Genomic DNA, 24,677 nt, shown 5'->3' on the forward strand with positions numbered 1-24,677 from the left:
ACCCGGCTCAAGGAGAAGCCCTTTCGTGCGCGAACATCTGGAGGTGTGAACGGAGTGAGACCGTCGCGGAGGGCGTCCACCAGTCGTCGGGGACCTCCACGGTCTCGACGGGGACGCCGCGCGCGGAGAGCAGGACGCGCAGCGAGGTGACGGCCGTAGAGGGCAGGCTGAGCACGCGCTGCCCCGGCCGCAGGTCCCGCAGCGTCATCTCGACGGGGACCCCGCCGTCGTAGACGGTGACGCCGGGGTGGCCCCGGACCGCCGCGAGGTCGCCGGGGTCCTCCCGCCTGTGCGGGTAGTAGGCCAGCGGCCCCTGAAGCCCGAAGAGCCAGGCGAGGTAGCGGTCACGGTGGATCAGCCCGTTGCGCACCAGCGACGTGCCGAGGACGACCGTGCTCTCGGGGGGACGTGGGTGCGCGACGGCGGGCTGGGAGCGCAGCCAGGCGAAGTCGTGGGTCACCAGCTCGGCCCCGAGCCCCTGTACGGCCTTGGCCAGCTCGGCGGGCACGGGCAGGGCGGTGAACACCGTGAGCCGTCCGGCCCGGGCGGCGGCGCGCAGCCGGACCGAGGCGGCGGCCCCGAGGACGCGCCGCGTCGGGCCGGACTTGGCACGGGCGCGCAGGAGCGGGGTGCCGAGCCTGGCGGTGAGCAGCTCCAGCAGGCGGATCGTGGCGAGGCCGTCGTCCACCAGGACCATCCGCGCGGGGGCGGCGGTGAGCGAGGTGAGCTGCATCCTCCCGGAGAAGGCGTCTCCGAGGACCCACGCGGCGTCCCGGCCGGGGCGGGGCATCGCGCCGTCGGCGGTCTCGATCTCCAGCCCGGCGGGCAGGTCGAGGGCGGCCAGCTCGGCGCGGGTGACGCGGAGCCCCGGCAGCTTCGCGCGGGTCACCACGCGCGTGCCCGGCCCGACGACTCCGGCGTACCGTGCCTCGACCGCGCACAGCAACTGGAGAGGCGACTCCACCCAGGCGACGGCCGACCCCTGCTCCCGCACGTGGCTTCGACCGTTCCTCTCCACGCCGGGCATTGACACTTTCACGACGCAAGCAACGTAACGGGGTGACCCGACGCGGGGGGTAACAACCGGTGAACGGAGAACAACGGTGGATCAGCCAGGTCTAGTTGTTCTCGTTGGAGTGTGCGCCGGCGCTCGCCACGGGAAGCGTGATGACGGTGGCCGCCCTCGGGTCGCCTCCGGAGACGAGGCCAGAGGGGGCGGCGACGCCGGCGACCACGGCGAGGGAGGCCAGGGCCGCCAACGGCACGACGATCCCCGGACCGCGCATGTTCTCCACCCTTTCCAGCCAATACCAACAGGCCCCGCTATTTCCGGTCACCGCGGCCGTTCCAATGGCGTGAAATACCTGCAGCCGCTGATTTCGGGGCGCATTCGACGGGCTGTCCGTGTGGACGGCGCCGAAGGAATTCGCGCGCCGGTACGCGGCCTCGCCGTACAGGTCCAGGGTAAGGTCCGCGCCCGTCGCCGCCCTGGTCGTGGCCCTGGTCCGCGGGCGTGAGCACGGCCGGGGTGGCTCGTGGGGGATATTTCACCATCCATCCCTCCAATCGCCATGGGCACCGGACGCCTTTCGGGCCCGGTTCACGAGCCGCGCGTTCCGCCGTACCCGGAAAGGACGTCCGCACCGGGCCGGATGGAGTACGTCACCGTAGTCTCGTTCGGGTAATGCGAACCGGAAATCCCGGCATTACCGTTAAAGATATTCGCCGCTCATGAATAGCGAAGGAGGGCTTTCGGCGGCCATGCCACGACGGCCGGCCACGTCGTCACAGGTACCAGCCGTACGCTCACGTCACTTCAGCCCCGCTTGACACGACAGTCTGAACCTGCACAACTATCACTTTCACCCGGCCGGGCGCGGTGGCCGCTCCAGCGCCGCCGGTCACGTGCCCGGCGGGCGGAGGGCTCCTCCGTACCCAGGTCAAGGCAGGTGAACCACCACCCCAAGCTCCTGCGCCCCCGGCGTGGTCAAGGCGGGTTTGCCGTCCAGGTCCCCCATCCAGCCCGGACTTTTGTCCTGTTTGCATCTGTTTGTCCGATGTATTACTCTGAGTGGACTCCTGGTACAGGTACTGCCTGTTTGAGTACCCCGCTCGTGCCGTGGAGATTGCACAGCGCGGCTCGGTCCTCTGCGGAGATCCCTCTCCCGCCGATACGCGCTACGCCGAGTCCGCGTCGCGCGGAGCCGGGGACCCACCTCCTCTGGGGTGAATCGGGGCCGTCACTTCCCACGGACGCTCCCGTAGGGCGACTTCCACGCCCGAACCCGTCAGCTAACCCGGTAGGCGGCTTGGAAGAAGGAGTATCCCCTTGTCAATGTCGATACATCGGCTTCTGGACGCCCCAAAGAACCATCTCAAAGCCTTCGCCTTCGGCGGCCTGGTCGTCGCCCAGGCCGTGGCGGGCACGACTCTCGCGGCCCACGCCGCCTCCGCCGACGACACGGGGCGCAACCTCGCGGCCGCCGAGGCCCCGAACACCGTGAAGGCTCCGGAAACCGTGCGGCAGGTCTCCGCCGAGCAGCTCCTGAAGCTGGCGGAACGACAGGTCGGCATCTCCGAGAACAGCGCTGGCGGCGGCACCAAGTTCCACTCCTGGTACATGAGCTCCCCGAGGGCCAAGGAGACTGTGGCCCGCGACAGCGGCTCCATCGCCGGGTACGCCAACGCCGCCTGGTGCGACATGTTCGTCTCCTGGGTCGGCAGCCAGCTCGGCATGCAGGACACCGTGGGCATCGATGCCTACACCGTCGCGCACGCCAAGTGGTTCGCCTCGCAGGACCGCTGGGGCAGCACTCCCAAGCCCGGCGCGGTCGTCTTCTTCGACTGGGGCCGCAGCAAGAACCTCGACAACATCGACCACGTCGGCTTCGTCATCAAGGACAACGGCGACGGGACGATCAAGACCGTCGAGGGCAACACCGGCAACGGCAAGGTCGAGATCCGTACCCGCCCGGCCTCCCAGGTCGTCGGCTACGGCTACCCGAGCTACGCCGCCTGACATCACCTCCCGGGCGCTCTCCATCTCGCGGGGCGCCCGCCCTCCCGACCATCGAAGGCGCCCCTCCCCCTCCCACGGAGGACGCCCGTTCCCCTCGGTGCCGTACGGCCTGCGACCCACTCCGCCGGCCGTACGGCACCGTGCTTTCTCCAGGCCCGGGAGCCGGGCGATCCCGTGGCGCATGGATGATTTGCGCCCGACTGTGCCGGTTAGCAGTGGGAGCGCTCCCAATACCGCCAATAACCCTTATCGCGCACAACGTCTGATTTCAAGCTCCTAACAGCCCCAGGAGTAACAGTTAGGTTTCAGCATATTGACGCCAGCATTGCCTATCGGGGACTCTTCGTGGGAGCGCTCCCAAACTTCGCTCGCGAGGCAGCCCCTCGCGGGATCACGACTGAGGGATCCAGCACATCGCGGGGCCCGACTGTCGGGGCCGGCCCTCGATGCCACCTCCCAACGATCGGGCAACCACCTGAGAGGGGTCCGGAATGAAGAACAACATGCGCCGCGGCAGAATGCTCGCGGTCGCATCGGTGATGACCGCCGCGCTCGGTATCACCACCGCGTGCTCGTCCAGCGACACCGGTAGCACCACCGGCGGCTCGTCGTCAGCCGCGCCGGCGGAGAAGATCACCCTCACGCTGCAGACCTTCGGCGGCGGCACCAACTTCGGTTACAAGTCCGCCGTTGAGAAGTGGAACGCCGAGCACCCGAATGTGCAGGTCAAGTACAACAACCTGACCGACAGCTTCGAGAACGTCTATTGGCCCCAGATGCTGCAGTGGCTCCAGTCCGGCACGGGTGCCGGTGACGTCGTTGGCATCGACGAGGGCGGCATGGGCCTGGCCAAGGCCCGGCCCCAGTTCTTCACCGATCTCGGTCAGTACGGCCTGCAGAGCCGTCAGGCCGACTTCCCCGCGTGGAAGTGGGAGAACGGGCTCAACTCGGAGGGCAAGCTGTTCGCCCTCGGCACCGACGTCGGCGGAATGAGCATCTGCTACCGCACCGACCTGTTCAAGAAGGCCGGACTGCCCACCGACCGGGACGAGGTCTCGAAGCTGTGGAGCGGCGGCTGGGACGACTTCGTCAAGGCCGGCCAGGACTTCCAGGCCAAGGTCAAGGACGCCAAGTTCGTGGACAGCGTCAACACCATCTACAACGTGGTGCTGTCGCAGGAGTCCGCCAAGAACGGCAACGTCACCTACTTCGACAAGAACCAGCAGCTGATCGTGGACAAGAACCCGGCCGTCAAGAGCGCGTTCGACTTCACCACGAAGATCAGCCAGGCCGGTCTGACCGCCAAGCTGCAGAACTTCACCGACCCGTGGAACACGGGCTTCGTGAAGTCGCAGTTCGCGACCCTCGGCTGCCCGGGCTGGATGCTCGGCGTGGTGTCCGGCACCGCCGGTGACAAGTTCAAGGGCAAGTGGGACGTCGCGACGGTCCCCGGTGGCGGCGGCAACTGGGGCGGCTCCTGGCTCGCGGTGCCCAAGCAGTCCAAGCACCCGAAGGAGGCCGCCGAGCTGGCCAGCTACCTGACCAGCCCGGAAGCGCAGCTGCTGGCGTTCAAGGAGGGCGGCAACCTGCCCAGCACCATCCCGGCGCAGGACAACCCCGAGCTCCAGAGCGCGACCAACGAGTACTTCGACAACGCGCCCATCGGCAAGATCTTCGGGCCGTCCATCAAGTCGCTCCAGCCGACCTTCCTCGGTGAGAAGCACGCCCAGGTGAAGGCCGCGGTGGAGCAGATCATCATCGGCATGGACCAGGGCGCCGTGCCCTACGGCGAGGCATGGCAGAAGTTCGTCGAGGCGGGCCAGAAGGCGGCGGGCTGATCGTCCCCGAACGTCACCGGCCCCCCGCGGCAACCCTCCGGCGGGCCGGTGACCTCCCCTCCTGAGCGGCAGGCGGCAGCGGAACCACGCTGCCGCCCTTCGCTCCGAGCGCCGAAAGGTAAACCGTTGACCTCCTCCCGACGGACAGACCCTGTGGAGTCCGCCCCACATGGGCTGAAAGTTCGCGGCTCATCGACCGGAGGACCCCCCATGCCGCCGCCAGGGCGGCCCCTGCCTCCGTGGCACTCCCGCCGAACGTGCTCATCGCCCGGCGGCGGGCACACCACACATCGCTTTCGACGAAAGAAGGAGAATGGGGCACTCTCCCCACGGCTGAAGGCCAGGGGACCCGCCCCGGAATTCCGATGAGCGTCAACGTCCGCATCCATCGTGCGGATCCCGCGCCTCCCCCACACCGGCCGGGGCGCCACCAATCGGGATCCTCACGCCGCTTCCTGTCCCAGCTCGACCTGAAGGCCACGCCCTACTTCCTCATCTCGCCGTACTTCATCCTCTTCGCGATCTTCGGCCTGTTTCCGCTCATCTTCACCCTGTGGGTCTCGCTCCACGACTACGAGCTGGCCGGCGGCGACGCCAAGTTCACGGGCCTCGCGAACTACGCCAACCTGCTGACGGACGCCGACTTCTGGAACGCGGTGATCAACACCGTCGGCATCTTCGCCCTGGCGACGGTGCCGCAGCTGGTCCTCGCGCTCATGCTTGCCAACGCCCTGAACAAGCGGATCCGGGGGCGGCTGTTCTTCCGCCTGGGGGTGCTCCTGCCCCTCGTCACCTCGGTCGTAGCGGTCGCCATCGTCTTCACCCAGCTTTTCGGCCGTGACTTCGGCCTGATCAACTACGTGCTCGGGTCCCTCGGCGTGGACAACATCAACTGGCAGAACGCCAAGTGGTCGTCCTGGACCGCGATCGCCACCATGGTCGACTGGCGCTGGACCGGCTACAACGCGATCATCTACCTCGCGGGCATGCAGACGATCCCCCGCGACCTCTACGAGGCGGCGTCGATCGACGGGGCGTCCTCCCGCCGGCAGTTCTGGAGCATCACGCTGCCGATGATCCGCCCGACCATCATCTTCACGGTCTTCGTCTCCACGATCGGCGGGCTGACGCTCTTCGCCGAGCCGGTCATGTTCGGCAACAACCGGATGGAGGGTGGCAGTACCGGTCAGTTCCAGACGATCGCGATGTACATCGTCAAACAGGGGTTCAGGGACTTCGACTACGGCTACGCGGCGGCGGCCGCCTGGCTGCTGTTCATCCTGATCCTCCTCGGCGTCGCGATCAACTACGCGTTCGTCCGCCGGATCGGGGGCAGCAAGTGACCGCCATCACGCAGGTCAGGCCCGGCCGGGCCGCCGCCAGGAGCAAGCGGGACCCCTTCCGCGCCACGCCGCTCACCAAGATCTCCCTGCTGTTCACCATCGTCCTGTCGATCTTCCCGATCTACTGGATGGTCATCATCGCGTCGCGGACCAACTCCGACGCCGTCGAGGTACCGCCGCCCCTGATTCCCGGCGGCAACCTCGGCGAGAACATCCAGCGGGTGCTCAACACCGAGGACGCGCACTTCCTCACCGGCCTGATGAACTCGCTGATCGTCACCTCCACCGTGACGATCTCCGTCGTGATCATCTCGACGTTCGCGGGCTTCGCCTTCGCCCGGCTCCACTTCCGCGGGCGCAACCTGCTGCTCGGCTCCATCCTGATCACGATGATGGTGCCGCTGCAGCAGATGGGCATCGTCCCGCTCTACCAGCTCATGGTGAGCCTCGGCTGGGTCGGGACGCTCAAGGCCGTCATCCTGCCGTACCTGCTCAACGGCTTCGGCGTGTTCATGATGACGCAGTACACCCACCAGGCCGTTCCCGAGGAACTGGTCGAGGCGGCCAGGGTGGATGGCGCGTCCACGATGCGCATCTGGTGGAACGTGATCCTGCCCGCCGTACGGCCCGGCATGGCGGTCCTGGCACTGCAGACCTTCATGTTGAACTGGAACGAGTTCATGTGGCCCCTGATCGTCCTCACCCCGGAGAACCCCACGGTGCAGGTCTCGATCAGCTTCCTCACCGCGGCCCACACCACGGACTACGTGCTGATCTTCACGGGCACGGCCCTTTCCGTACTACCCCTCATTGTTGTTTTCGTCGCGTTCGGCCGGCAGATCGTCGGCGGACTCATGGAAGGTGCGGTCAAAGCGTGACCACGCAGGAGACTCAACCCGAGACCGACGCCCCTGCCCTGGTGTTCCCGACGGGCTTCGTCTGGGGCGCCGCCACCTCGGCGTACCAGATCGAAGGCTCGATCAGCGCCGACGGGCGCGGAACCTCCATCTGGGACACGTTCGTCCGGCAGCCGGGCCGCGTACTCAACGGCGAGAACGCCGAGGTCGCGATCGACCACTATCGCCGCTACCGCGACGACGTGGCGGTCATGGCCGACCTGGGCCTGACCGCCTATCGCTTCTCGGTCTCCTGGCCGCGGATCCAGCCGGACGGGGCGGGCGAGGTCAACGAGGCGGGCCTGGACTTCTACCGCCGCCTGGTGGACGAGCTGCTCGGCCACGGCATCGAGCCCTGGCTGACCCTGTACCACTGGGACCTGCCCCAGGCGCTGGAGGATCTCGGCGGCTGGCCGGCACGCGACACGTCGAAGCGCTTCGCCGACTTCGCGGCGTGCGTCCACCAGGCCCTCGGCGACCGGGTGCGCAACTGGAGCACCGTGAACGAGCCCTGGTGCGCGGCCTTCCTCGGCTACGCCTCCGGCGAGCACGCTCCGGGACGGCGCGAGCCCGCCGCCTCCATCAGGGCCGCCCACCACCTCAACCTCGCCCACGGGCTGTCGGTGCAGGCGCTGCGCGCCCAGGGCGCCGAGGTCAACATCGGCGGGTCGGTCAACCTGTACGCGATCAGCCCGGCCTCGCAGGACGAGGCCGACCTGGACGCCGCCCGGCGCATCGACGGCCTGCAGAACCGGTTCTTCCTCGACGCCCTGCTGAAGGGCTCCTACCCCGAGGACGTCCTCGAGGACCTGAGCGGCGTCACCGAGATCGACTTCATCCAGGACGGCGACCTGGAGACGATCTCCACGCCGTTCGACACGCTGATGGTGAACTACTACAGCCGCTTCACGGTGTCGGGCAAGCCGGGCGGTGCCGCCTCCGCCGCCGCCGCGCCGACCGGCGCCGGCTCGCCGTGGCCGGGCAGCGAGCACATCTCCTTCGTGAACGGCGGGCGCCCGGTCACCTCGATGGGCTGGGAGATCGACGACATCGGCCTGTACGAGGTGCTCCAGCGGGTCGCCCGCGACTACCCGAGCATCCCCCTGGTCATCTCGGAGAACGGCGCGGCCTTCGAGGACGTCGTGGACGGCGAGACGGTGGACGACCAGGACCGCCTGGCCTACATCGAGGCGCACCTGCGCACCTGCCACGCCGCCATCGAGGCGGGGATACCCCTGAAGGGATACTTCGCCTGGTCCTTGATGGACAATTTCGAGTGGGCATGGGGATACGGCAAGCGGTTCGGGCTCGTCTACGTCGACTATCCCACTCAGCGCAGAACCCCCAAGGCCAGCGCGTACTGGTACGCGGACACTATTCGCCGAGGCGGTCTCCGCGGTCCGGCAGAATAAGGCCTAACTCTAGGAGGGGGCACTTCTCATGAACGGGGACCGCCGCTCGGGAGCGCGACCGACCCTCGAGGCCGTCGCCGCTCGCGCCGGGGTCGGCCGCGGCACTGTCTCACGCGTCATCAACGGCTCGCCGAAGGTCAGCGAGAAGGCGCGCGAGGCCGTCCAGCAGGCCATCGACGAGCTCGGCTACGTGCCCAACCGGGCGGCGCGCACCCTGGTCACCAGGCGCACGGACACGATCGCGCTGGTCGTGTCCGAGTCCGAGCAGCGCATCTTCGACGAGCCGTTCTTCGCGGGCATCATCCGCGGCATCGGCTCGTCGCTGTCGGAGACCGGGCTCCAGCTGATCCTGACCATGGCGCAGTCCAGCGACGAGCACGAGCGCCTTGAGCTCTACCTCACCGGTCAGCACGTCGACGGGGTCCTGCTGATCTCGCTGCACGGCGCCGACCCGCTGCCCGGCCGGCTGGAGGAGATGGGCGTGCCCACCGTCCTCGGCGGCCGGCCGGTCGGGTTCACGCCCTTCAGCTACGTCGACATGGACAACCGCGCCGGCGCCAGGCAGGCCGTCAAGTACCTGCTCGCCAGGGGCCGGCGGCAGATCGCCACCATCGCCGGCACGCAGGACATGGGCGTGGGCGTCGACCGTCTCGCCGGATACCGCGACGCGCTGCTGGCCACCGGCATGCCCGAACTCGTCGCGTATGGAGACTTCAGCGAGGGCAGTGCCGTCGACGCGATGGAGCGGCTGCTCGGCGAGCATCCCACCCTCGACGCGGTGTTCGCCGCCTCCGACGCGATGGCCATCGGTGCGATGCGCGTGCTCAAGGAGCACGGCAGGGCCATACCCGGCGACGTGGCGGTGATCGGCTTCGAGGACTCCGCCATCGCCGCCCAGACCGTGCCACCGCTCACCAGCGTCCACCAGCCGACCGAGGCCATGGGCCGCCAGATGGCGCAGCTCCTGGTCTCCCGCATCAACGGCGAGCGCCTGCAGCAGCCCGTCGTGATACTGGACACGCATCTGGTCGAGCGCGGCTCGGCCTGACACCACGCGTCCGGGAGGGCCCCGCCGCCGTACGGGCCGGGGCCTGGGCCACCGCATGCCGTGATCCCACCGCATGCCCCCGTCCCCCGAAGGAGAAGACCGTGCCCGAGCAGCGTTTCCCCGAGGAGTTCGTCTGGGGGGCGGCGACCTCCGCCTACCAGATCGAGGGCGCCACCGAGGAGGACGGGCGAGGGGTGTCCGTCTGGGACACCTTCGCGGCGGCCCCGGGCAACGTCAAGGACGGCGACACCGGGGCCGTGGCCGCCGACCACTACCACCGGCTCGGCGAGGACCTCGACCTGATGGCCTCGCTCGGCCTGCGCGGCTACCGGTTCTCCATCGCCTGGCCGCGCGTCCAGCCGGAGGGCGCCGGCCGGCCCGACCAGCGCGGCCTCGACTTCTACCGCCGCCTGGCCGACGGGCTCCGCGAGCGCGGCGTCCATCCCATGGCCACGCTGTTCCACTGGGACCTCCCCCAGGCGTTGCAGGACGCGGGCGGCTGGGAGAACAGGGACACCGCCGAGCGGTTCGCGGACTACGCCGAGATCATGTTCGACGCCCTGGACATCCGCGACTGGCTGACGATCAACGAGCCGAAGACCGTGGTCGAGTGCGGGTACCGCTGGGGGATCCACGCGCCGGGCGTCCAGGACGACGGGCGGGCGTTCGTGGCCCTGCACCACCTGCTGCTCGCCCACGGGCGGGCGTCGCGTGTCCTGCACGACCGGCACCCGGGCCGCCGCATCGGCCCCGCGCTCAACCTGCACCCCACCTACGCCGCCGACGACGCCCCCGAGACGGCGAAGGCGGTGTGGCACCAGGACGGCCTGGAGAACCGGCTGTACCTCGACCCGATCTTCACGGGCTCCTATCCCGAGGACACGCTGGCCTGGATCGCCGAGCGCAGCCCAATGGCCGACCACATCCTCGACGGGGACCTCGCCGTGATCAGCGAGCCGATCGACGTGCTCGGCGTGCAGTACTACAACCCGAACTTCCTCGACGCCGAGGGCAACCGCGTCGTCAAGCACCCCACCGCGCAGCTCGACTGGCTGGAGATCTACCCGAGGGGCCTGTACGACACCCTGACCCGGCTGAGGACCGACTACCCCGAGGTGCCGATCGTGGTCACCGAGAACGGCGTGCCCGCCCCCGACGTGGTGGACCCGGACGGCGGGGTTCACGACGCCGGGCGCGTCGCCTTCCTGCGCGACCACCTCGCGGCCGTACGCGACGCCGTGGCCGAGGGGGTGCCGGTGGAGGGGTACTTCGTGTGGTCGCTGCTGGACAACTTCGAGTGGGCGGAGGGCTACAGCGCGCGCTTCGGCATCGTCCACGTCGACTTCGCCACCCAGCGGCGCACCCTGAAGGACAGCGCCCTGTGGTACCGCGACGTGATCGCCACCGGCCGCCTGACCTGACGCCCGCGCCGCCGCTCTCCACGGGTCTTGCGGCGCGGAGCGGTTCCGTGGTTGCGTGACCTGATCGCGCGGAACCCACACCCCGGAGGCGAGGCACGTGCCGCACCACAGCAGGGTCATCAAGGTCGTGATCGACGTGCCCAAGGACGACCACGACCGGGAGCTGCGGTTCTGGCAGGCCGCGACGGGCGAGGCGCTGACGCCGTCCGACCGCTACCCGGAGTACCACGGCGCCCGCCTGCCCGGGCAGGAGTTCGCCCTGCTCATCCAGGAGCTCGGCGAGGGGCCCAGCCGGGTGCACCTCGACATCCACACCGACGACCTGGAGGCGGAGGTCGCGCGCCTCGAGCGGCTGGGCGCCGATCGGGTGCGGCAGGCGAACGGCTGGTGGATCATGCGGGACCCGGCGGGCCTGCTGTTCTGCGTCATACCGGACAAGCCGGGCTCGCTCCACGAGGGCAACGCCCAGCGCTGGGACTGACGCCCCCGGCCGCGTAACCCGGGGCCGCCCCGACCGCCCGTACTGGTCCAGAAGGCGGGCTGAGGCCTCAGCGCACCGCGTAGCCCGGGACGGAGGGCCAGCGGACGGTGAGGACCACCGACCGCTCCTCGGCGCGCCAGGAGTGGTCGACGCCGTGGCCCCACACGACGTAGTCACCCGGCTCGGCCAGCAGCACGCTGCGGCCGGGCAGCTCCACCCGGAAGCGCCCGCTGATCAGGATGAGCAGGGCGGTGCGCTTCTCGCCGGTGACCCACTCGGCACGCTCGTCGCCAGGGGGGTGCACGCCCCACTTGATCTCGACGTCCTCGCTGTGCCGCACGTCGCCGTACGGTTTGAAGTGCCCGAGCAGCCACCCCTTGTCACCCGCCGCGTCGACGTCCGCCCTACCCACGTACACGTTCTCACTCACGACCCGCGACGCTAGCAGCCCGAAGACCGAGGCCGCCGGGAGGTGGCCTGTGACCTGGGTGGGGTGTTCACGAGTATGGCTGAGCCGTGTATTCAGAGGGGGCAAAGAAGATCGCTTCCCGGCTGGTCCGAGATCGTTTCCTAACTCCTCGGACTTCAGGCGAGCGCCGGTGGTGGTGAGCAGGAGCAGCCTCGCTCCCTCGAAATAGCCACCGACGTGGCCGTTGTTGGCGCGGAACTCGTCGATGACCTGCTTGTTGAAATCCATTCTTCTCCATTGGTGGTTCCTGCTGTGCCGTACTGAATGGAGAAGAAGACGGCGGGCCGCGAGCCCGCCCGGCGATCAAGCGTCAGCCGGGCTGCTCTCTGGTGCGTGGCCCAAGGCCGACCCGGCAGTCACGCAGGTCACGCTACTTCATCAAGATATTCTCCGCAAAAGTGCACACCTGAGTGCCGGCGATCTCCGGGAAGGTGGACGCTCCAAGTTCCCAGCCCCTCCCGCAACTGGCGCTCGGCCTGGTCCTCGACACCCCACACAAACGCATCGGCGCAGGCGCCATCACCACCATGAAACCCCTGGACGCGCTCGGCTTCCCCACCGCCTTCGCCGTCGTCGGCGGCCACACCGTGGGGGACGGATGCTCCCAGTGGCCCTTGGTGGCGCGATGGAAGGTACCGGCGACGACGCCGGCCTTCGGACGCCGGTCGGAACAGCAGCGCGTGCCCGCCGGACGTAGCCGGTGATGCGTTCGCCGGGGCCCCCGGCAGGCCGGTTGGGTGAGTTCGCGTTCGTGCCGGGAGACGCCCCGGCACGAGCGGCGGCATCCCGTGATGCCGGTGGTCCGCCCTGAAGATATTAAAACGTGTTAGCGGAGTTGGCCAGACCCGTGGCTGAGAGACACGCTCGGACCCCTCCCAGCATGCCCCCTACGGCTTGTAACACATCGGAAACGCCCTATTCACCGACCATTGACAGAGCTTGATCTAGAGGCTTAGCGTCCGGAGAACTGTCACTAAAAACGTTTTTCTCGCATTCGAGGAACCGGAGACACCCCCCACATGAGCCCACGCTCCCGGCTCGCCATCCTCGCCTCAGCCGTCGCCGCCCTGATCGTCTCCCTGGCGCCGCCCCCAGCGGTCGCCGCGAGCACCTCAGCGCTGCGCGTGGAGTCGCTGGAGTCCGAGCACGCCCAGAACCCCCTCGGCATCGACACGGCCCATCCGCGACTCGGCTGGACCTTGTCGTCGTCGCAGCGTGGCCGGCGCCAGACCGCGTACGAGATCCTCGTCGCCAGCTCAGCGGACCGCCTCGAGCCGGGGAAGGCGGACGTCTGGGACAGCGGCCGCGTCGGCTCGAGTGCCACCTTCGACGTGCGCTACGCCGGCCCGGACCTCGCGTCGCGGACCCGCTACTGGTGGCGGGTCCGCTCCTGGGACGACCAGGGCCGTGCCTCGGGTTTCAGCGCCCCGGCCTGGTTCGAGACCGCCTTCCTCGACGGCCGCCAGTGGACCGGCTCGTGGATCGGCGCGCCGGTCGCCACCGCCGAGAAGCCGAGCCTGGAGGGAGCGTCGTGGATCTGGTACCCGGAGGGTGATCCGCGCAACTCCGCACCCGCGGCCACCCGGGTGTTCCGGCGCGGCTTCTCCGTGCCCTCCGTCGCGCGGCTCACCTCAGCCCGGTTGGTCATGACCGGCGACGACGGCTTCACCGCGTGGGTCAACGGCAGCCAGGTGGCCACCGCCGACCCGAAGCCGGAACTCGAAAGCTGGCGCACCCCCGTCGTCGCCGACGTCACCGCCGCGATCCGGGACGGCGACAACGTGCTCGCTGTGGCGGCCACCAACGGCAAGGTGAGCCCGGCGGGCCTGCTCGGCCGGCTGGAGTTGCGTTACGCCGACGGGACGACCACCAGGGTGGACACGGACGGATCATGGCGGTCGGCCACCGGGCCGGCGGACGGCTGGCTGGGGGTGGGCTTCGACGACACGGCATGGACGGCCGCGAAGGTGCTCACCGCCTGGGGCGGCAGCCCGTGGGGCCAGGTGGCGGTATCGACCCCGACCGCGCCAGAGCCGTTGCTGCGCAAGGAGTTCGCGGTGCGGGCCACACCCGTACGGCGGGCGCGCCTTTACCTCAGCGGCGTCGCCTATGCCGAGGCCACTCTCAACGGCCACCCGACCACCGACACCGTGCTCGAACCCGGATTCACCCGCTACGACCGCACCGTCCAGTACGTCACCCGGGACGTCACCGGCAGCCTGCGGCCGGGGGCGAACGCGCTCGGCGTACGACTCGGGCGGGGCTTCTACGGCATGACCCAGGCCAACGTCTGGAACTGGCACAACACCTCCTGGACCGGCGAGCCGCGCGTCCTCGGCCAACTGGAGATCGAGTACGCCGACGGCCAGCGCCAGGTGGTCGCCACCGACGACTCATGGCGCACCGCGGAGGGGCCGGTCCGGTACGACTCCCTCTACGGTGGCGAGACCTACGACGCCCGGGAGGAGCAGCCCGGCTGGGACGAGGCCGGTTTCGACGCCGGGGCGTGGCGGCCGGCCGCGGTGGTCACCCCTCCGGCCGGGAAACTCGTCGCCGAGGGCCAGGAGCCGATCCGGGTCACCGAGACGCTGCGCCCGGCCAAAGTCACCTCACCGCGGGCCGGCGTCTACGTGTTCCACCTTCCCCGCAACATCGCCGGCTGGGCCCGCATCCGCGCGCAGGGCGCGGCGGGCACGAAGGTGACCTTGCGCTACGGCGAGACGCTCGACGCCGCGGGCAATCTGGTGTCGGAGAACAACCTGGTGACCGGCCGCTTCCAGACGGACGAGTACGTGCTCGCGGGGCGTGCCCAGCCGGAGCAGTGGGAGTCGCGCTACACCTATAAGGGCTTCCAGTACGTCGAGGTGACCGGGTGGCCCGGCACGCCGACCATCGACGACCTCGACGGGCGGGTCGTGCACACCGACCTCACCTCGGTCGGAGACTGGTCGAGCTCGCAGCCGCTGTTCGGCACGGTCCGCGAGCTGACCCGGCGGACCGTTCTGAACAACGCCCACGGCATCCCCACCGACTCGCCGATGTACGAGAAGAACGGCTGGGCCGGCGACGCGCAGCTCATGGCCGAGACCGACATGTTCGAGTTCGACATGCGGCGGTTCTACGAGAAGTGGCTGGGCGACCTCCGGGACAGTCAGGGCGCGGACGGCCTCGTACCGGGCATCGCGCCGGACAACGGCTGGGGGCTGGGGTGGCCGGGCCAGGCGCCTCCGTGGGACGCGGCGTACGTGCTGATCCCGTGGTCGATGTACGAGCGCTACGGCGACCGGGACATCCTCGCGGCGCACTACGCCGACATCCGCGAGTACATCGAGTACGAGATCGGGCGCGCACCCAATGGCCTGCACTCGAGCTCGCTCAACGACTACCTGGCCCCCGGCTACGGCGGGAACAGCCCCGAGGATCCGACCCTGGCCGGCACGGCGTACGCCTACGCGAACGTCTCGGCGATGGCGCAGATCGCCACAGTCCTGGGCAAGGACGACGATGCCGGGCGCTACCGAACGGCGGCGGCGCGGATCCGGGATGCCTTCAACGCGGCCTTCCTGCGGGGTGACGCATATGTGACGTCCGCCGACCCCGGCTACCGGCAGACGAACAGCCTCCTCCCCCTCGCGTTCGACATGGTGCCGCCGGACAAGGTGGACGCCGTCGTGGCCCGCCTCGTGCGGGAGATCGGCGTCAAGGGTGACCATCTGGACACCGGGGCGTTGGGAACGAAGTTCCTGCTCACCGAGCTGACCCGGCGCGGCCACGGTGATCTGGCCTACCGGATCGCCACGCAGCGCACGTACCCCTCATGGGGCTACTGGGTCGACAACGGCGCGACGTCGTTGTGGGAGAGGTGGGATCTCGGCGCCCGCTCCCGGGACCATGCCTTCCTCGGAGGCGCCATCGACGAGTGGTTCTACGAAGACCTGGCGGGTATCCGGCCGACCGGGCCCGGCTACGAGCGCTTCGACGTCGCACCGCAGCTGGTCGGCGACCTGACGTCCGCGTCCGCACGCACCAAGACGGTGCGTGGCGTGGTGGCGAGCTCGTGGCGTAAGAGCAAGGACGGCGTCCTCGATCTGGACGTGACCGTGCCGGTGGGCGCCACCGCGACCGTTTCCGTCCCCGCCGCCAACCGCTGGGCGGTGGCGGAGAGCGGAAAGCCCGCCGCGGACGCGCCCGGCGTGACCTTCGTCCGGTACGCCGACGGCCGGGCGGTCTTCTCCGTCGGCTCCGGCACGTACTCGTTCCGAACGGGGCCGCAGACAACCCGGATCGGCGCGGCGATCGACGCGGCCGCCGGGCTGAGGGACGCCATCGCGCGAGCGACCTGGCAGCGCGGCTACACCTCCGCACTCGGCGAGCGGATCGCGGACGCGCTGACGCAGGCGCTGGTGAAGATGGCGGGCGGCGATGTGAACCACGCCGGCCAGCTCGTGCAGCAGTCGCTCGCGTACCAGGCGGATCTGTCCCGCCGGCTCGCGCGCGAGAAGGGGATGGCCGACGCGGATCGGCAGCGCATCGAGGCCGCCCTCGCCGCCCTGCACAAGGCGCTGTCGGAGGCTTCAGCCGTGCTGCTCGGCATCACCGTCGAGCTGACCGGGGCCGGCGACCCGCTCGTCGCGGGTAGCACCAAGCGGCTCACCGCCGTCGTCCGCAACAGCGGCGGCCGAACGGTCCGTGACGTGCGGCTCACCGCGTCCGCGCCGGACGGCTGGACCGTTCGCGCCGGGACCGAGGCGACCACCCGCACGATCAGCCCCGGCGCCTCCCTCTCCGTGCCGCTGGACGTCACCCCTCCGCTGTCCGCTCCGGCCGGCAGCGCCCCGCTTCACCTGGCGCTGACCTGGACCGTCGCGGGCGGCGTCGCGGACACCGCCTACGACGAGCTCCTCAGCGTACGGTCCGCCGTCGCCGTCGGCGTTCCCCGCGCCGGCGCGTGGCCGGACCAGGCCGGCGCACCGGTGAGTGTCGCGGTACCAGTGAGCAACGCGGCCGACGTGCCGCTGACCGGGACGGTCCAGGCGACCGCGGGTGCGGGCTGGACGGTCTCCCCGGACAGCGCCGACGTGAGCGTGACGGCCGGTGGCACCGCGACCGTCCAGCTCACGCTGACACCGACGGGCTCGGCCGTGCCGGCGAGGGCGGATGTTTCCCTCGCGCTCGCGCTGCATCCCGAGGGTCGTGCCGACGAGGTGCGGCTGGAGACCACGGTCCGGACCGGCGACGTCGCGGGTGGGCAACCGGTCACGGCCGCCCACTCGCTGGAGCGCAGCGGCTGGTCGAAGAACCTCCTCGTGGACGGCAAGCGCCGCAGCGAGGACACGGCGAAGGGCTACACCAGCGACCCGGCCTCGACGAACCGGGACGCCGTCGAGTGGGTCTCGGTCGATCTCGGCGCGCCGACCGCCCTTGACAGGGTCGTGCTCTACCCGCGTACGCAGACGCCGAACGACAACGGTGTCCCGGCCGACGGGGCGGCCTTCCCACGGACGTTCCAGATCCAGAGCTCCGACGACGGCTCGACGTGGCGGACCGTCCGGACCGTCTCGGACCACGCGCAGCAGGGCCCGGCACCGCAGGCGTACGAGCTCGACGGGGTGACCGGACGCTACGTCCGCGTGTACGTGACGGTCCTCGGCGACCCGGCGGGCGACGACGCGGCGCGGGGCCTGTACCGGCTTCAACTCGCGGAGTTCGAGGCCTACGGCGCGCAGGCGAAGCCATGAGCGCCGGACCTCAGCCTCGACCGTGGGGCTCCACCGTGCCGGGCCGCGGTCCGGGCGGGCGCCACGGCCGGCCGGACCACACAGTGCCCCGAGGAGATTCCATGATGCGACGATTCATCACCTGGGCGGCGGGTGGCGTGGCCGCGCTGCTTCTCGCGGCGACCGTTCCGTCGGTGCCGGCGGCCGCCACCGCCGACACCGGGAAGACCGGCTGGGACGCGAAGACCGGACGGCTCGACCCGGCCCTGTTCGCCGAACCGCCGGGCACGGACCGGCCGCACGCCTTCTGGTTCTGGAACGGCAAGCTCACCGAGGACGAGCTGTCCCGCCAGCTCGACCAGATGAAGGACAACGGCGTCAAGGAGTTCTTCATCCACCCCAGGCAGGGCTTGGGCGGGGAGTTCGGCGTGAGCGAGAACGCCTACTACCTGTCCCAGGACTACTTCGACAAGGTCGGCTTCGCCCTCGCCGAGGCCAGACGCCGCGGCATGAAGGCCTGGCTCTACGACGACCTCAACTGGCCGAGCGGCTACGCCGGCGGCCGTACGGTCAAGGGCGGCGACGTCGACGGGAAGACGGTGCCCGCCAACCCTGACTACCTGCCGTGGTACCTCGCCCCGATCGCCAAGGACCTCACCGGGCCGGCCCACTACGACGAGCCGGTACCGGTGCCGGTGCCGAACGGCTGGTCGGTCGGCGACGGCGTCCTCACCGTCAACGGCGGTGAGGTCGGCCTGGCGAAGGACGGGGCCGACTGGTCGGGATACCGGATGGAGTTCGACCTGACCGTCGACGCGCTGGCCGGCGGGTGGACCCTGCACAGCCGGGACGCCGGGAACCTGGTCATGGTCAACCTGACGACGACGTCCCCGCACAACCCCGAGGCCGCCTCGTCGTTCGGCGTGCACGTCCGGGTGAACGGGGCGTACCAGCTCGTGGGCGGGCGGATCCCGGCCGGAACGACGATCCGCGACGGTGAGCGGCACCACGTCGCGACCGAGATCCGCGGGGACACGGTGACGCTCTTCCTCGACGGCCGGGAGGTCGGCAGCCGCACCGACCCGCGCATCGGCGAGCTCGCCAAGGGGCGCGTCGGCCTCCGCTCCGGCCAGGACGAGCGGGCACGCTTCGACGACCTGAAGGTCACCTCACTGGACGGCGGACCCACGCTGCTCGCCGACGACTTCTCCGGAGACCTCGCCCGCTGGGACGTGACCCAGTCCCCGGCGTCCTCGCTGGTCGCCGCCCTCGCGATGCGCACGACCGGCGACGGCGGCTGCGTGACCGGCGGCCAGGCGCGCGGCGCGGCCCTCGACGGCGGATCCACCGTGGAGCTGACCGGCAGAGTCGGCGCGGACGGCCGGCTGCGCTGGGACGTGCCCGAGGGGCGCTGGTGCCTGCTGCACCTCGTGCAGCGCCCGCTGGTCAACTACCACCCGGATCTCGAGCCCGACCAGCCCTACGTCGACATGCTCAACCCGAAGGCCACGGCGAAGTTCATCGACATCACCCACGAGACGTACGCGCGCCGGTTCGGCGGGTACTTCGGCTCGACCATCCAGGGCATCTTCAACGACGAGCCGGGCTTCTACAACAACTTCCCGGACAACCGGGGCGGCGCCGACTCGCTCGGCTCGATCCCGTGGACCCCCGGGTTCCGCGACTACCTCAGCCGCAAGGCCGGGTACGACCTCACCACCCGGCTCGCCGGGCTCTGGTACGACACGGGCGCGGCGACCACCAAGACGAGGATCGACTACTACGACGCCCTCTCCGACCGCTACAACGAGGCGCACACCAAGCCGCTCGCCGACTGGGCCGCGGCGCACCGCATCGCGTTGATCTCCAACCCGCTCGTCGAGGAGGACCTCGGCAGCCACCGGCTCATCGAGGGCGGCAGCTGGTTCGAGATGAGCAAGCACTACCAGCTGCCGGGCATGGACCTGATCAGCGGCCTGGACACCAACGCCATCACGCCCAAGCTGAACTCGTCGGTGGCGCACCTCTTCGACCGCAAGCGGAACCTCGCGGAGACCTTCGGCGCGTTCGGCTGGGACCTGTCGATGGAGGAGATGAAGCGCACTGTCGCCTGGGAAGTGGCCGGCGGCGTGGACCTCGTCGACAACCACGCCTTCTACTACTCGGTCGACGGGCAGCGGCGGTACGAGTCCCAGCCGAGCGAGTTCTTCCAGAACACGTTCTGGCCGCGCTTCAACGCGTACGCCTCGTTCACCGGCCGGCTCGTCGAGCCCGCCCGGGGCGCCACGCCGGTGAACCCGGTCGGGCTGCTCTATCCCAGCTCGTCGGTGATGGCCGAGGGCACTCCGTGGACCGTGCGCGGCTTCGCCGGCAACGGTCCGGGGTTGAGCGAGGTCGACGGGTCGTGGAAGGGCACGTCCAACGCCCTGCCCGCCGCACAGCTCGACTTCGACTATCTCGACGAGCTCGCGCTCGCCGGTGACCCCGACCTGGATGTCGGGCTCAGGGCGCACCATGGCCTGCTGCGGCTGCACGACCAGACCTTCCAGGCCCTGGTCATGCCGAAGACCACGGTGCTCTCACTGGAGGCGCTGGCGGCCGCCGAGCGGCTGGTCGCCCAGGGCGGCACGGTCGTGGCCGTCGACGGCCTGCCGACCCGGGAGGCGCAGGGCCGTGATTCGGAGCTGCGCCGGCGGCTCCAAGCGCTGTTCGGCACCGACCCCGCCCAGCCCGCGGCCTCGCGCAAAACGGGCGGCACCGGTGGCCTCGCCGCGTACCTGCCCGATCGCGCCCAGCTCGCGGAGGTGCTGAAGGGGCGCATCGACCCCGGGGTGACGATCTCCCCGGCCGACACCGACGTCCGGGTGCGGCACGTGAAGCGGGCGGCGGACGACGCGGTCCTCGTCACCAACCTCTCGGCCTCGACCGTGCGCACCGACGTGACGGTCAGCGTGCCGCAGGCGCCGGAGATCTGGGACCCGGAGACGGGCCGGACCGGACTGGCGTCGGTGTTCCGGCTCGGTGACGACCGGGTGACGGTGCCGATGGAACTGAAGCCCTACCAGGCGACCTGGCTGGTGTTCCGCCCCGGCGCGCACCCGGCCGGCCGCACTCCGCACGCCACCGCCGCCAACGCCACCGTTTCCTCCGTGGAGCGGGACGGCGACGCGCTGCGGGCGCGAGTCGCGGTGGAGCGGAGCGGTGAGGTCTACGTCAGCGGACGGTACGGCGGGAAGACGTACGGCGGCAGCGCGACCGTCGACGACCCGCTCACGCCGATCGCGCTCGACGGCGAGTGGCGGTTCCGGTTCGACCGGGACGGCGCGCAGACCGTGAGCCGGCCGCTCGGGTCGTGGACCGCGCTGGACCCGAAGTTCTCCGGCACCGGTGTCTACACCCGTGAGGTGACGCTGCCCGAGGGATTCCTCGCCGGCGGGCGGCGCGTGCTGCTCGACCTCGGCGCGGTTCGGGAGCTGGCCGCGGTCTCGATCAACGGATCGGAGCCACGCCACGTCGACTGGCGGCCGTACACGCTGGACGTGACGGACCTGCTGCGGCCGGGCGCGAACACGGTCGACGTCCGGGTGACCAACACGCAGACCAACGAGTTCGAGAACAGGGCCAACCCGTCAGGCCTGCTCGGGCCGGTGGCGCTCCGCCCGCAACGCGTTCTCGACCTCAAGCTCCGCGCCGGCGAGGAGGTCCGCTCACTCGCGCTGGACGCCGCGCCCGGATCGGCACTGGTCCGGCCCGGCGGCAGCGCCCGGGTCACCGTCACGATCGACGGAATCGCGCCCGACCGCCTGTCAGGCATGCTGACCGCCTCGGCGCCGGACGGCTGGAAGATCGAGCCGGACTCGCAGCGGTACGACGTGTCCTCGTCGGGGGTGCCGGTCACGGTACGGCCCGGCATTACCGTCACCGTTCCGGAGTCGGCGAAGGACGGCACGTACGACGTCACGCTGACCGCGACCGGCGACGACGAGCGCAAGGCCACCGCGACCGTGCGGGTGGACGTCACCCACGCGCTCGCGGCGTGGGAGTTCGCGACCGACGGCGACGCCGAGGGCTGGACGGCCGCCAGTCAGCTGACGCCGTTCACCGTCGCGGGCGGCGTGCTCGCCACCTCCGCCACCGGCGGCGACCCGTACCTGGTCCAGGGCCGGCCGCTCTCGCTCGACCTGGCGCGGGGGCTCACGGTCGAGGTCACCATGTCGACGTCCGCGAGCAGCCAGGGCCAGGTCTTCTGGACGACGGCCGCGCAGGGCGGGTTCTCCGAGGACAAGAGCGCGAAGTTCGCCGTGACCGGCGGCGGCGCCCGCATCTACACCGTCTCGGTCCCCGCCCAGGCGACCCGGCTCACCGGGCTGCGGTTCGACCCCATGACGACCGTGGGCGACATCCGCATCGACGCGATCAGGATCCTTCCCGAAGCCGGCGCATGACCCCGAGCCTTCTTTCCCGCATCCGACCCCATGAGGTGACCAAATGAGACATAGGCGTGCTCTCTTCGCCGCCGTTTCGATGACCACTACGGCGGTTCTCCTCGCCGGAACGGGCGCGGCCGGCGCCGAGACCGGCGTGCCGGCCGCCCCCGGGCCCGGCAACTGGCAGCGATACGTGCTGACCCCGAAGACCCGCGAGGTCGCGCCGGTCCATGTGGTCTCCGCGGACGACCGCGGCGGGAAGATCACCGACGCGGACGGGATCCTGTCCGCCGGCGGACGGGCGGTGACGATCACGAAGACCGATTCGGCCGCCGATCCCCGGCTGATCGTCGACTTCGGCCGCGAGGTCTCCGGCTACCTCAGCGTGGACTTCGCCGGCCCCGCACCGGCGACGCTGTTCGCGTTCAGCGAGACGCTCGGCTACATGGGCGACTGGGGTGACACGTTCGGGACGACGAGCTGGATCGCCAACGGCGACGCGTCGAAGCCACAGCGTGAGCGCCGGTTCGAGAGCCCGCACGAGCAGGCGCCGGCGCGAGCCGGCACCTGGGACGATCCGGAACTGCGCGGTGGGTTCCGCTACCTGATGATCCGGCTCGCGCCCGAAGCGCCCGCCGGCTCCAGCGTGAGCATCGACGCCATGCGGGTCCGGTACACGGCCGCGCCCGGCATCGATCTCGCCCGCCGCGACGCGCTGCTGCCCGGCTGGTTCCTCTCGTCGGACGACGCGCTGAACAAGATCTGGTACGGCGGCGCGCACACGATCGTCAACGGCACGATCGACCCGAAGCAGGGCATCGAGAACGGCACCGAGACCATCGGCGTCGGCGAGCGGGTGCTGGTCGACGGTGCCAAACGCGACCGGCTGGTGTGGAACGGGGACCTCGCGATCACGGGGCGCATCGCCTACGTCTCGACGGACGACCGGCAGGCCATGCGCGACTCGTTGCGCAGCATCGCCCGCACCCAGCGCGGCGACGGCTACCTCTCGGCCTGCTCACCCAACGGGCTGGGGGCCCCGGTGTGCCAGGGCTTCCTGGAATACCACCTGTGGTGGCTGCGCGGACTTCAGGAGTACTACCTGTACAGCGGCGACAAGCAGTTCGTCGCCGAGATGTGGCCGACGGTCACCAAGGCCATGGACTTCCTGGAAACGCGACTGACCGCGCAGGGGTTCCAGGGCAGCGAGGCGCAGGACTCCGCGCCGAAGCTGACGCCCGGCCACACCCAGGGGCAGACCTTCACCACCACGTCGCCGTTCACCGCCGTCGGCGGGCGGTTCCCGACGTACAACACCACGGGTGCGGGCATGACGCTGTCCCTGTACCGCGGGCGACCCGGCTCGGGTCAGCTCGTCGCGAGCAAGCGGTTCGACAACGTGGTGGACAACGCCTGGCTCATGATCGATCTGCCGGAAGCGGCCGCCGCCGGCACCTACTACTTGGAGCAGTCGGATCCCTCGGGCACGGTCGCCTGGTGGACCAACTCCTCCGACGCCTACCCGCAGGGCACCGCCCTGGCCGACGGGATCCCGATCGCCGGTGACCGCACCCTGCGGATCGCCACCGCCGACGACGGCCGGACCCGGCTGCTCGACCTATACGACCAGGGCGGGCACTGGATCTACGGAGACTCCGGCAAGGAGACCGAGGTCAACGCCCTGTACGTCGAGGTGCTGCGCGACGCCGCGGCGTTCGCCGAACTGCGGAACGACGACGCGAAGGCCGCCCACTGGCGCGAGCTGATCCCCGAGGTGGTCCGCGGTGTCAACGCCGAGCTCTGGAACGACGCCGCCGGAGCCTACCGCCAGTCCACCGGCCAGCCCGGCAACATCGCGCAGGACGGCAACGTGTTCGCGGTCCTGTCAGGACTCGCCCCCGCCGACCGTGCCAAGCGCGCCCTGGACACCGTCAAGGACCAGCTCTGGACGTCGTACGGCTCGAAGTCCGGCACCGGGTCGATGCCGCAGCTGGTCGGCCCCTTCATGAACTACTGGGAGGCACTGGCCCGGTTCGACGAGGGACGCGACACCGAGGCATGGCAGCTGCTGCGCACGGTCTGGGGCTACCAGTTCGCGCGGAGCAAGCCCATCAACGGGGTGGAGGAGCCACCGGCGACCGGGGCCTGGGAACACATCAACCTTGACGGCAGCCCCTACCGGTACGGCGACGGCAGCATGTCCCACCCGTGGTCCGCCGGCGGCACCGCGCTGCTCACCAACGAGGTCCTCGGCGTCCGGCCGACGGGCCCCGGGTTCGCCACCTACTCCGTGAAGCCGCACCCGGGAGACCTGGAGTGGGCGCAGGGCAGGGTTCCCACAACACATGGCGCTATCTGGGTGTCCTGGCGCCAGGATCGTCGGCGCGACCGATTCGTCATGAACCTGACCGCCCCGCGGGGCACCACCGGCACGATCGCGATCCCGGCCGGCCGCCCCACGACCGTCACGGTCGACGGCCGCCTCGCCTGGAACGGCGAGAAGTCGAAGGCGTACGGCTCCCACACCGACGGGCGGTACGTCTACCTCACTGGCCTGCCCGCGGGCGCCCACACGATCAGCTCCCACGCGGCGGACAAGGAATGAC

Annotated in this window: 15 protein-coding genes and 1 riboswitch; of the genes, 12 read left to right on the plus strand and 3 right to left on the minus strand. The window is 70.2% G+C overall.

The window, feature by feature from the left end; genetic code table 11:
- Positions 1 to 7: 7 nt before the first annotated feature.
- Both ACOZ38_RS26415 and ACOZ38_RS26420 read right to left on the minus strand, forming a co-directional pair.
- Positions 8 to 994 carry a hypothetical protein gene (locus ACOZ38_RS26415; RefSeq protein ID WP_424533853.1) on the minus strand — a complete coding sequence of 329 codons (987 nt, stop codon included), beginning with the start codon at positions 992 to 994 and terminating at the stop codon, positions 8 to 10.
- A gap of 124 nt (positions 995 to 1,118) precedes the next feature.
- On the minus strand, positions 1,119 to 1,286 hold the full coding sequence (locus ACOZ38_RS26420; protein WP_424533854.1) for a hypothetical protein: 168 nt from the start codon (positions 1,284 to 1,286) through the stop codon (positions 1,119 to 1,121).
- An 885-nt stretch (positions 1,287 to 2,171) separates the two neighbouring features.
- Positions 2,172 to 2,321, plus strand: a riboswitch (cyclic di-AMP (ydaO/yuaA leader).
- Between the two features lie 14 nt (positions 2,322 to 2,335).
- On the opposite strand from ACOZ38_RS26420, the gene ACOZ38_RS26425 reads away from it, so the two are divergent.
- From ACOZ38_RS26425 to ACOZ38_RS26460, 8 genes are all read left to right on the plus strand, one after another.
- Positions 2,336 to 3,019 carry a CHAP domain-containing protein gene (locus tag ACOZ38_RS26425; protein WP_424533855.1) on the plus strand — a complete coding sequence of 228 codons (684 nt, stop codon included), beginning with the start codon at positions 2,336 to 2,338 and terminating at the stop codon, positions 3,017 to 3,019.
- A gap of 491 nt (positions 3,020 to 3,510) precedes the next feature.
- Positions 3,511 to 4,857 (plus strand): ABC transporter substrate-binding protein, encoded by a 1,347-nt coding sequence (locus ACOZ38_RS26430; RefSeq protein WP_424533856.1) that lies wholly within the window; start codon positions 3,511 to 3,513, stop codon positions 4,855 to 4,857.
- A 365-nt stretch (positions 4,858 to 5,222) separates the two neighbouring features.
- Positions 5,223 to 6,200, plus strand: a complete 978-nt coding sequence (locus ACOZ38_RS26435; protein WP_424533857.1) for a carbohydrate ABC transporter permease — start codon at positions 5,223 to 5,225, stop codon at positions 6,198 to 6,200.
- Positions 6,197 to 7,078 carry a carbohydrate ABC transporter permease gene (locus tag ACOZ38_RS26440; RefSeq protein ID WP_424533858.1) on the plus strand — a complete coding sequence of 294 codons (882 nt, stop codon included), beginning with the start codon at positions 6,197 to 6,199 and terminating at the stop codon, positions 7,076 to 7,078. The genes ACOZ38_RS26435 and ACOZ38_RS26440 overlap by 4 nt, the downstream gene beginning before the upstream one ends.
- On the plus strand, positions 7,075 to 8,508 hold the full coding sequence (locus ACOZ38_RS26445; RefSeq protein ID WP_424533859.1) for a GH1 family beta-glucosidase: 1,434 nt from the start codon (positions 7,075 to 7,077) through the stop codon (positions 8,506 to 8,508). The genes ACOZ38_RS26440 and ACOZ38_RS26445 overlap by 4 nt, the downstream gene beginning before the upstream one ends.
- Before the next feature lie 28 nt (positions 8,509 to 8,536).
- Positions 8,537 to 9,556: a LacI family DNA-binding transcriptional regulator gene (locus ACOZ38_RS26450; RefSeq protein ID WP_405150793.1), complete on the plus strand. Its 1,020-nt coding sequence runs from the start codon at positions 8,537 to 8,539 to the stop codon at positions 9,554 to 9,556.
- A 101-nt stretch (positions 9,557 to 9,657) separates the two neighbouring features.
- Positions 9,658 to 10,977 carry a GH1 family beta-glucosidase gene (locus ACOZ38_RS26455; RefSeq protein WP_424533860.1) on the plus strand — a complete coding sequence of 440 codons (1,320 nt, stop codon included), beginning with the start codon at positions 9,658 to 9,660 and terminating at the stop codon, positions 10,975 to 10,977.
- 97 nt (positions 10,978 to 11,074) lie between these two features.
- A complete protein-coding gene (locus tag ACOZ38_RS26460; protein ID WP_424533861.1) occupies positions 11,075 to 11,458 on the plus strand; it encodes a VOC family protein in 384 nt (127 codons plus the stop codon).
- A 67-nt stretch (positions 11,459 to 11,525) separates the two neighbouring features.
- Here the strand turns inward: ACOZ38_RS26460 and ACOZ38_RS26465 are convergent, their stop codons facing one another.
- The gene (locus ACOZ38_RS26465; RefSeq protein WP_424537091.1) at positions 11,526 to 11,888 is read right to left on the minus strand and encodes a signal peptidase I; all 363 of its coding nucleotides are present in this window, start codon (positions 11,886 to 11,888) and stop codon (positions 11,526 to 11,528) included.
- Positions 11,889 to 12,337: 449 nt separating this feature from the next.
- On the opposite strand from ACOZ38_RS26465, the gene ACOZ38_RS26470 reads away from it, so the two are divergent.
- The 4 genes from ACOZ38_RS26470 (at position 12,338) to ACOZ38_RS26485 (ending at position 24,676) form a co-directional block, all read left to right on the plus strand.
- Entirely contained in the window at positions 12,338 to 12,631 is a 294-nt protein-coding gene (locus tag ACOZ38_RS26470) for a hypothetical protein (RefSeq protein WP_424533862.1), read from the plus strand.
- 315 nt (positions 12,632 to 12,946) lie between these two features.
- A complete protein-coding gene (locus ACOZ38_RS26475) occupies positions 12,947 to 17,665 on the plus strand; it encodes a family 78 glycoside hydrolase catalytic domain (RefSeq protein WP_424533863.1) in 4,719 nt (1,572 codons plus the stop codon).
- 101 nt (positions 17,666 to 17,766) lie between these two features.
- Entirely contained in the window at positions 17,767 to 22,089 is a 4,323-nt protein-coding gene (locus ACOZ38_RS26480; protein ID WP_424533864.1) for a glycosyl hydrolase, read from the plus strand.
- A 43-nt stretch (positions 22,090 to 22,132) separates the two neighbouring features.
- Positions 22,133 to 24,676, plus strand: a complete 2,544-nt coding sequence (locus ACOZ38_RS26485; protein WP_424533865.1) for an alpha-L-rhamnosidase C-terminal domain-containing protein — start codon at positions 22,133 to 22,135, stop codon at positions 24,674 to 24,676.
- Position 24,677: the final 1 nt, after the last annotated feature.

The sequence above is a fragment of the Sphaerisporangium viridialbum genome, assembly GCF_049674955.1.
GTDB classification, from domain to species: domain Bacteria; phylum Actinomycetota; class Actinomycetes; order Streptosporangiales; family Streptosporangiaceae; genus Sphaerisporangium; species Sphaerisporangium viridialbum.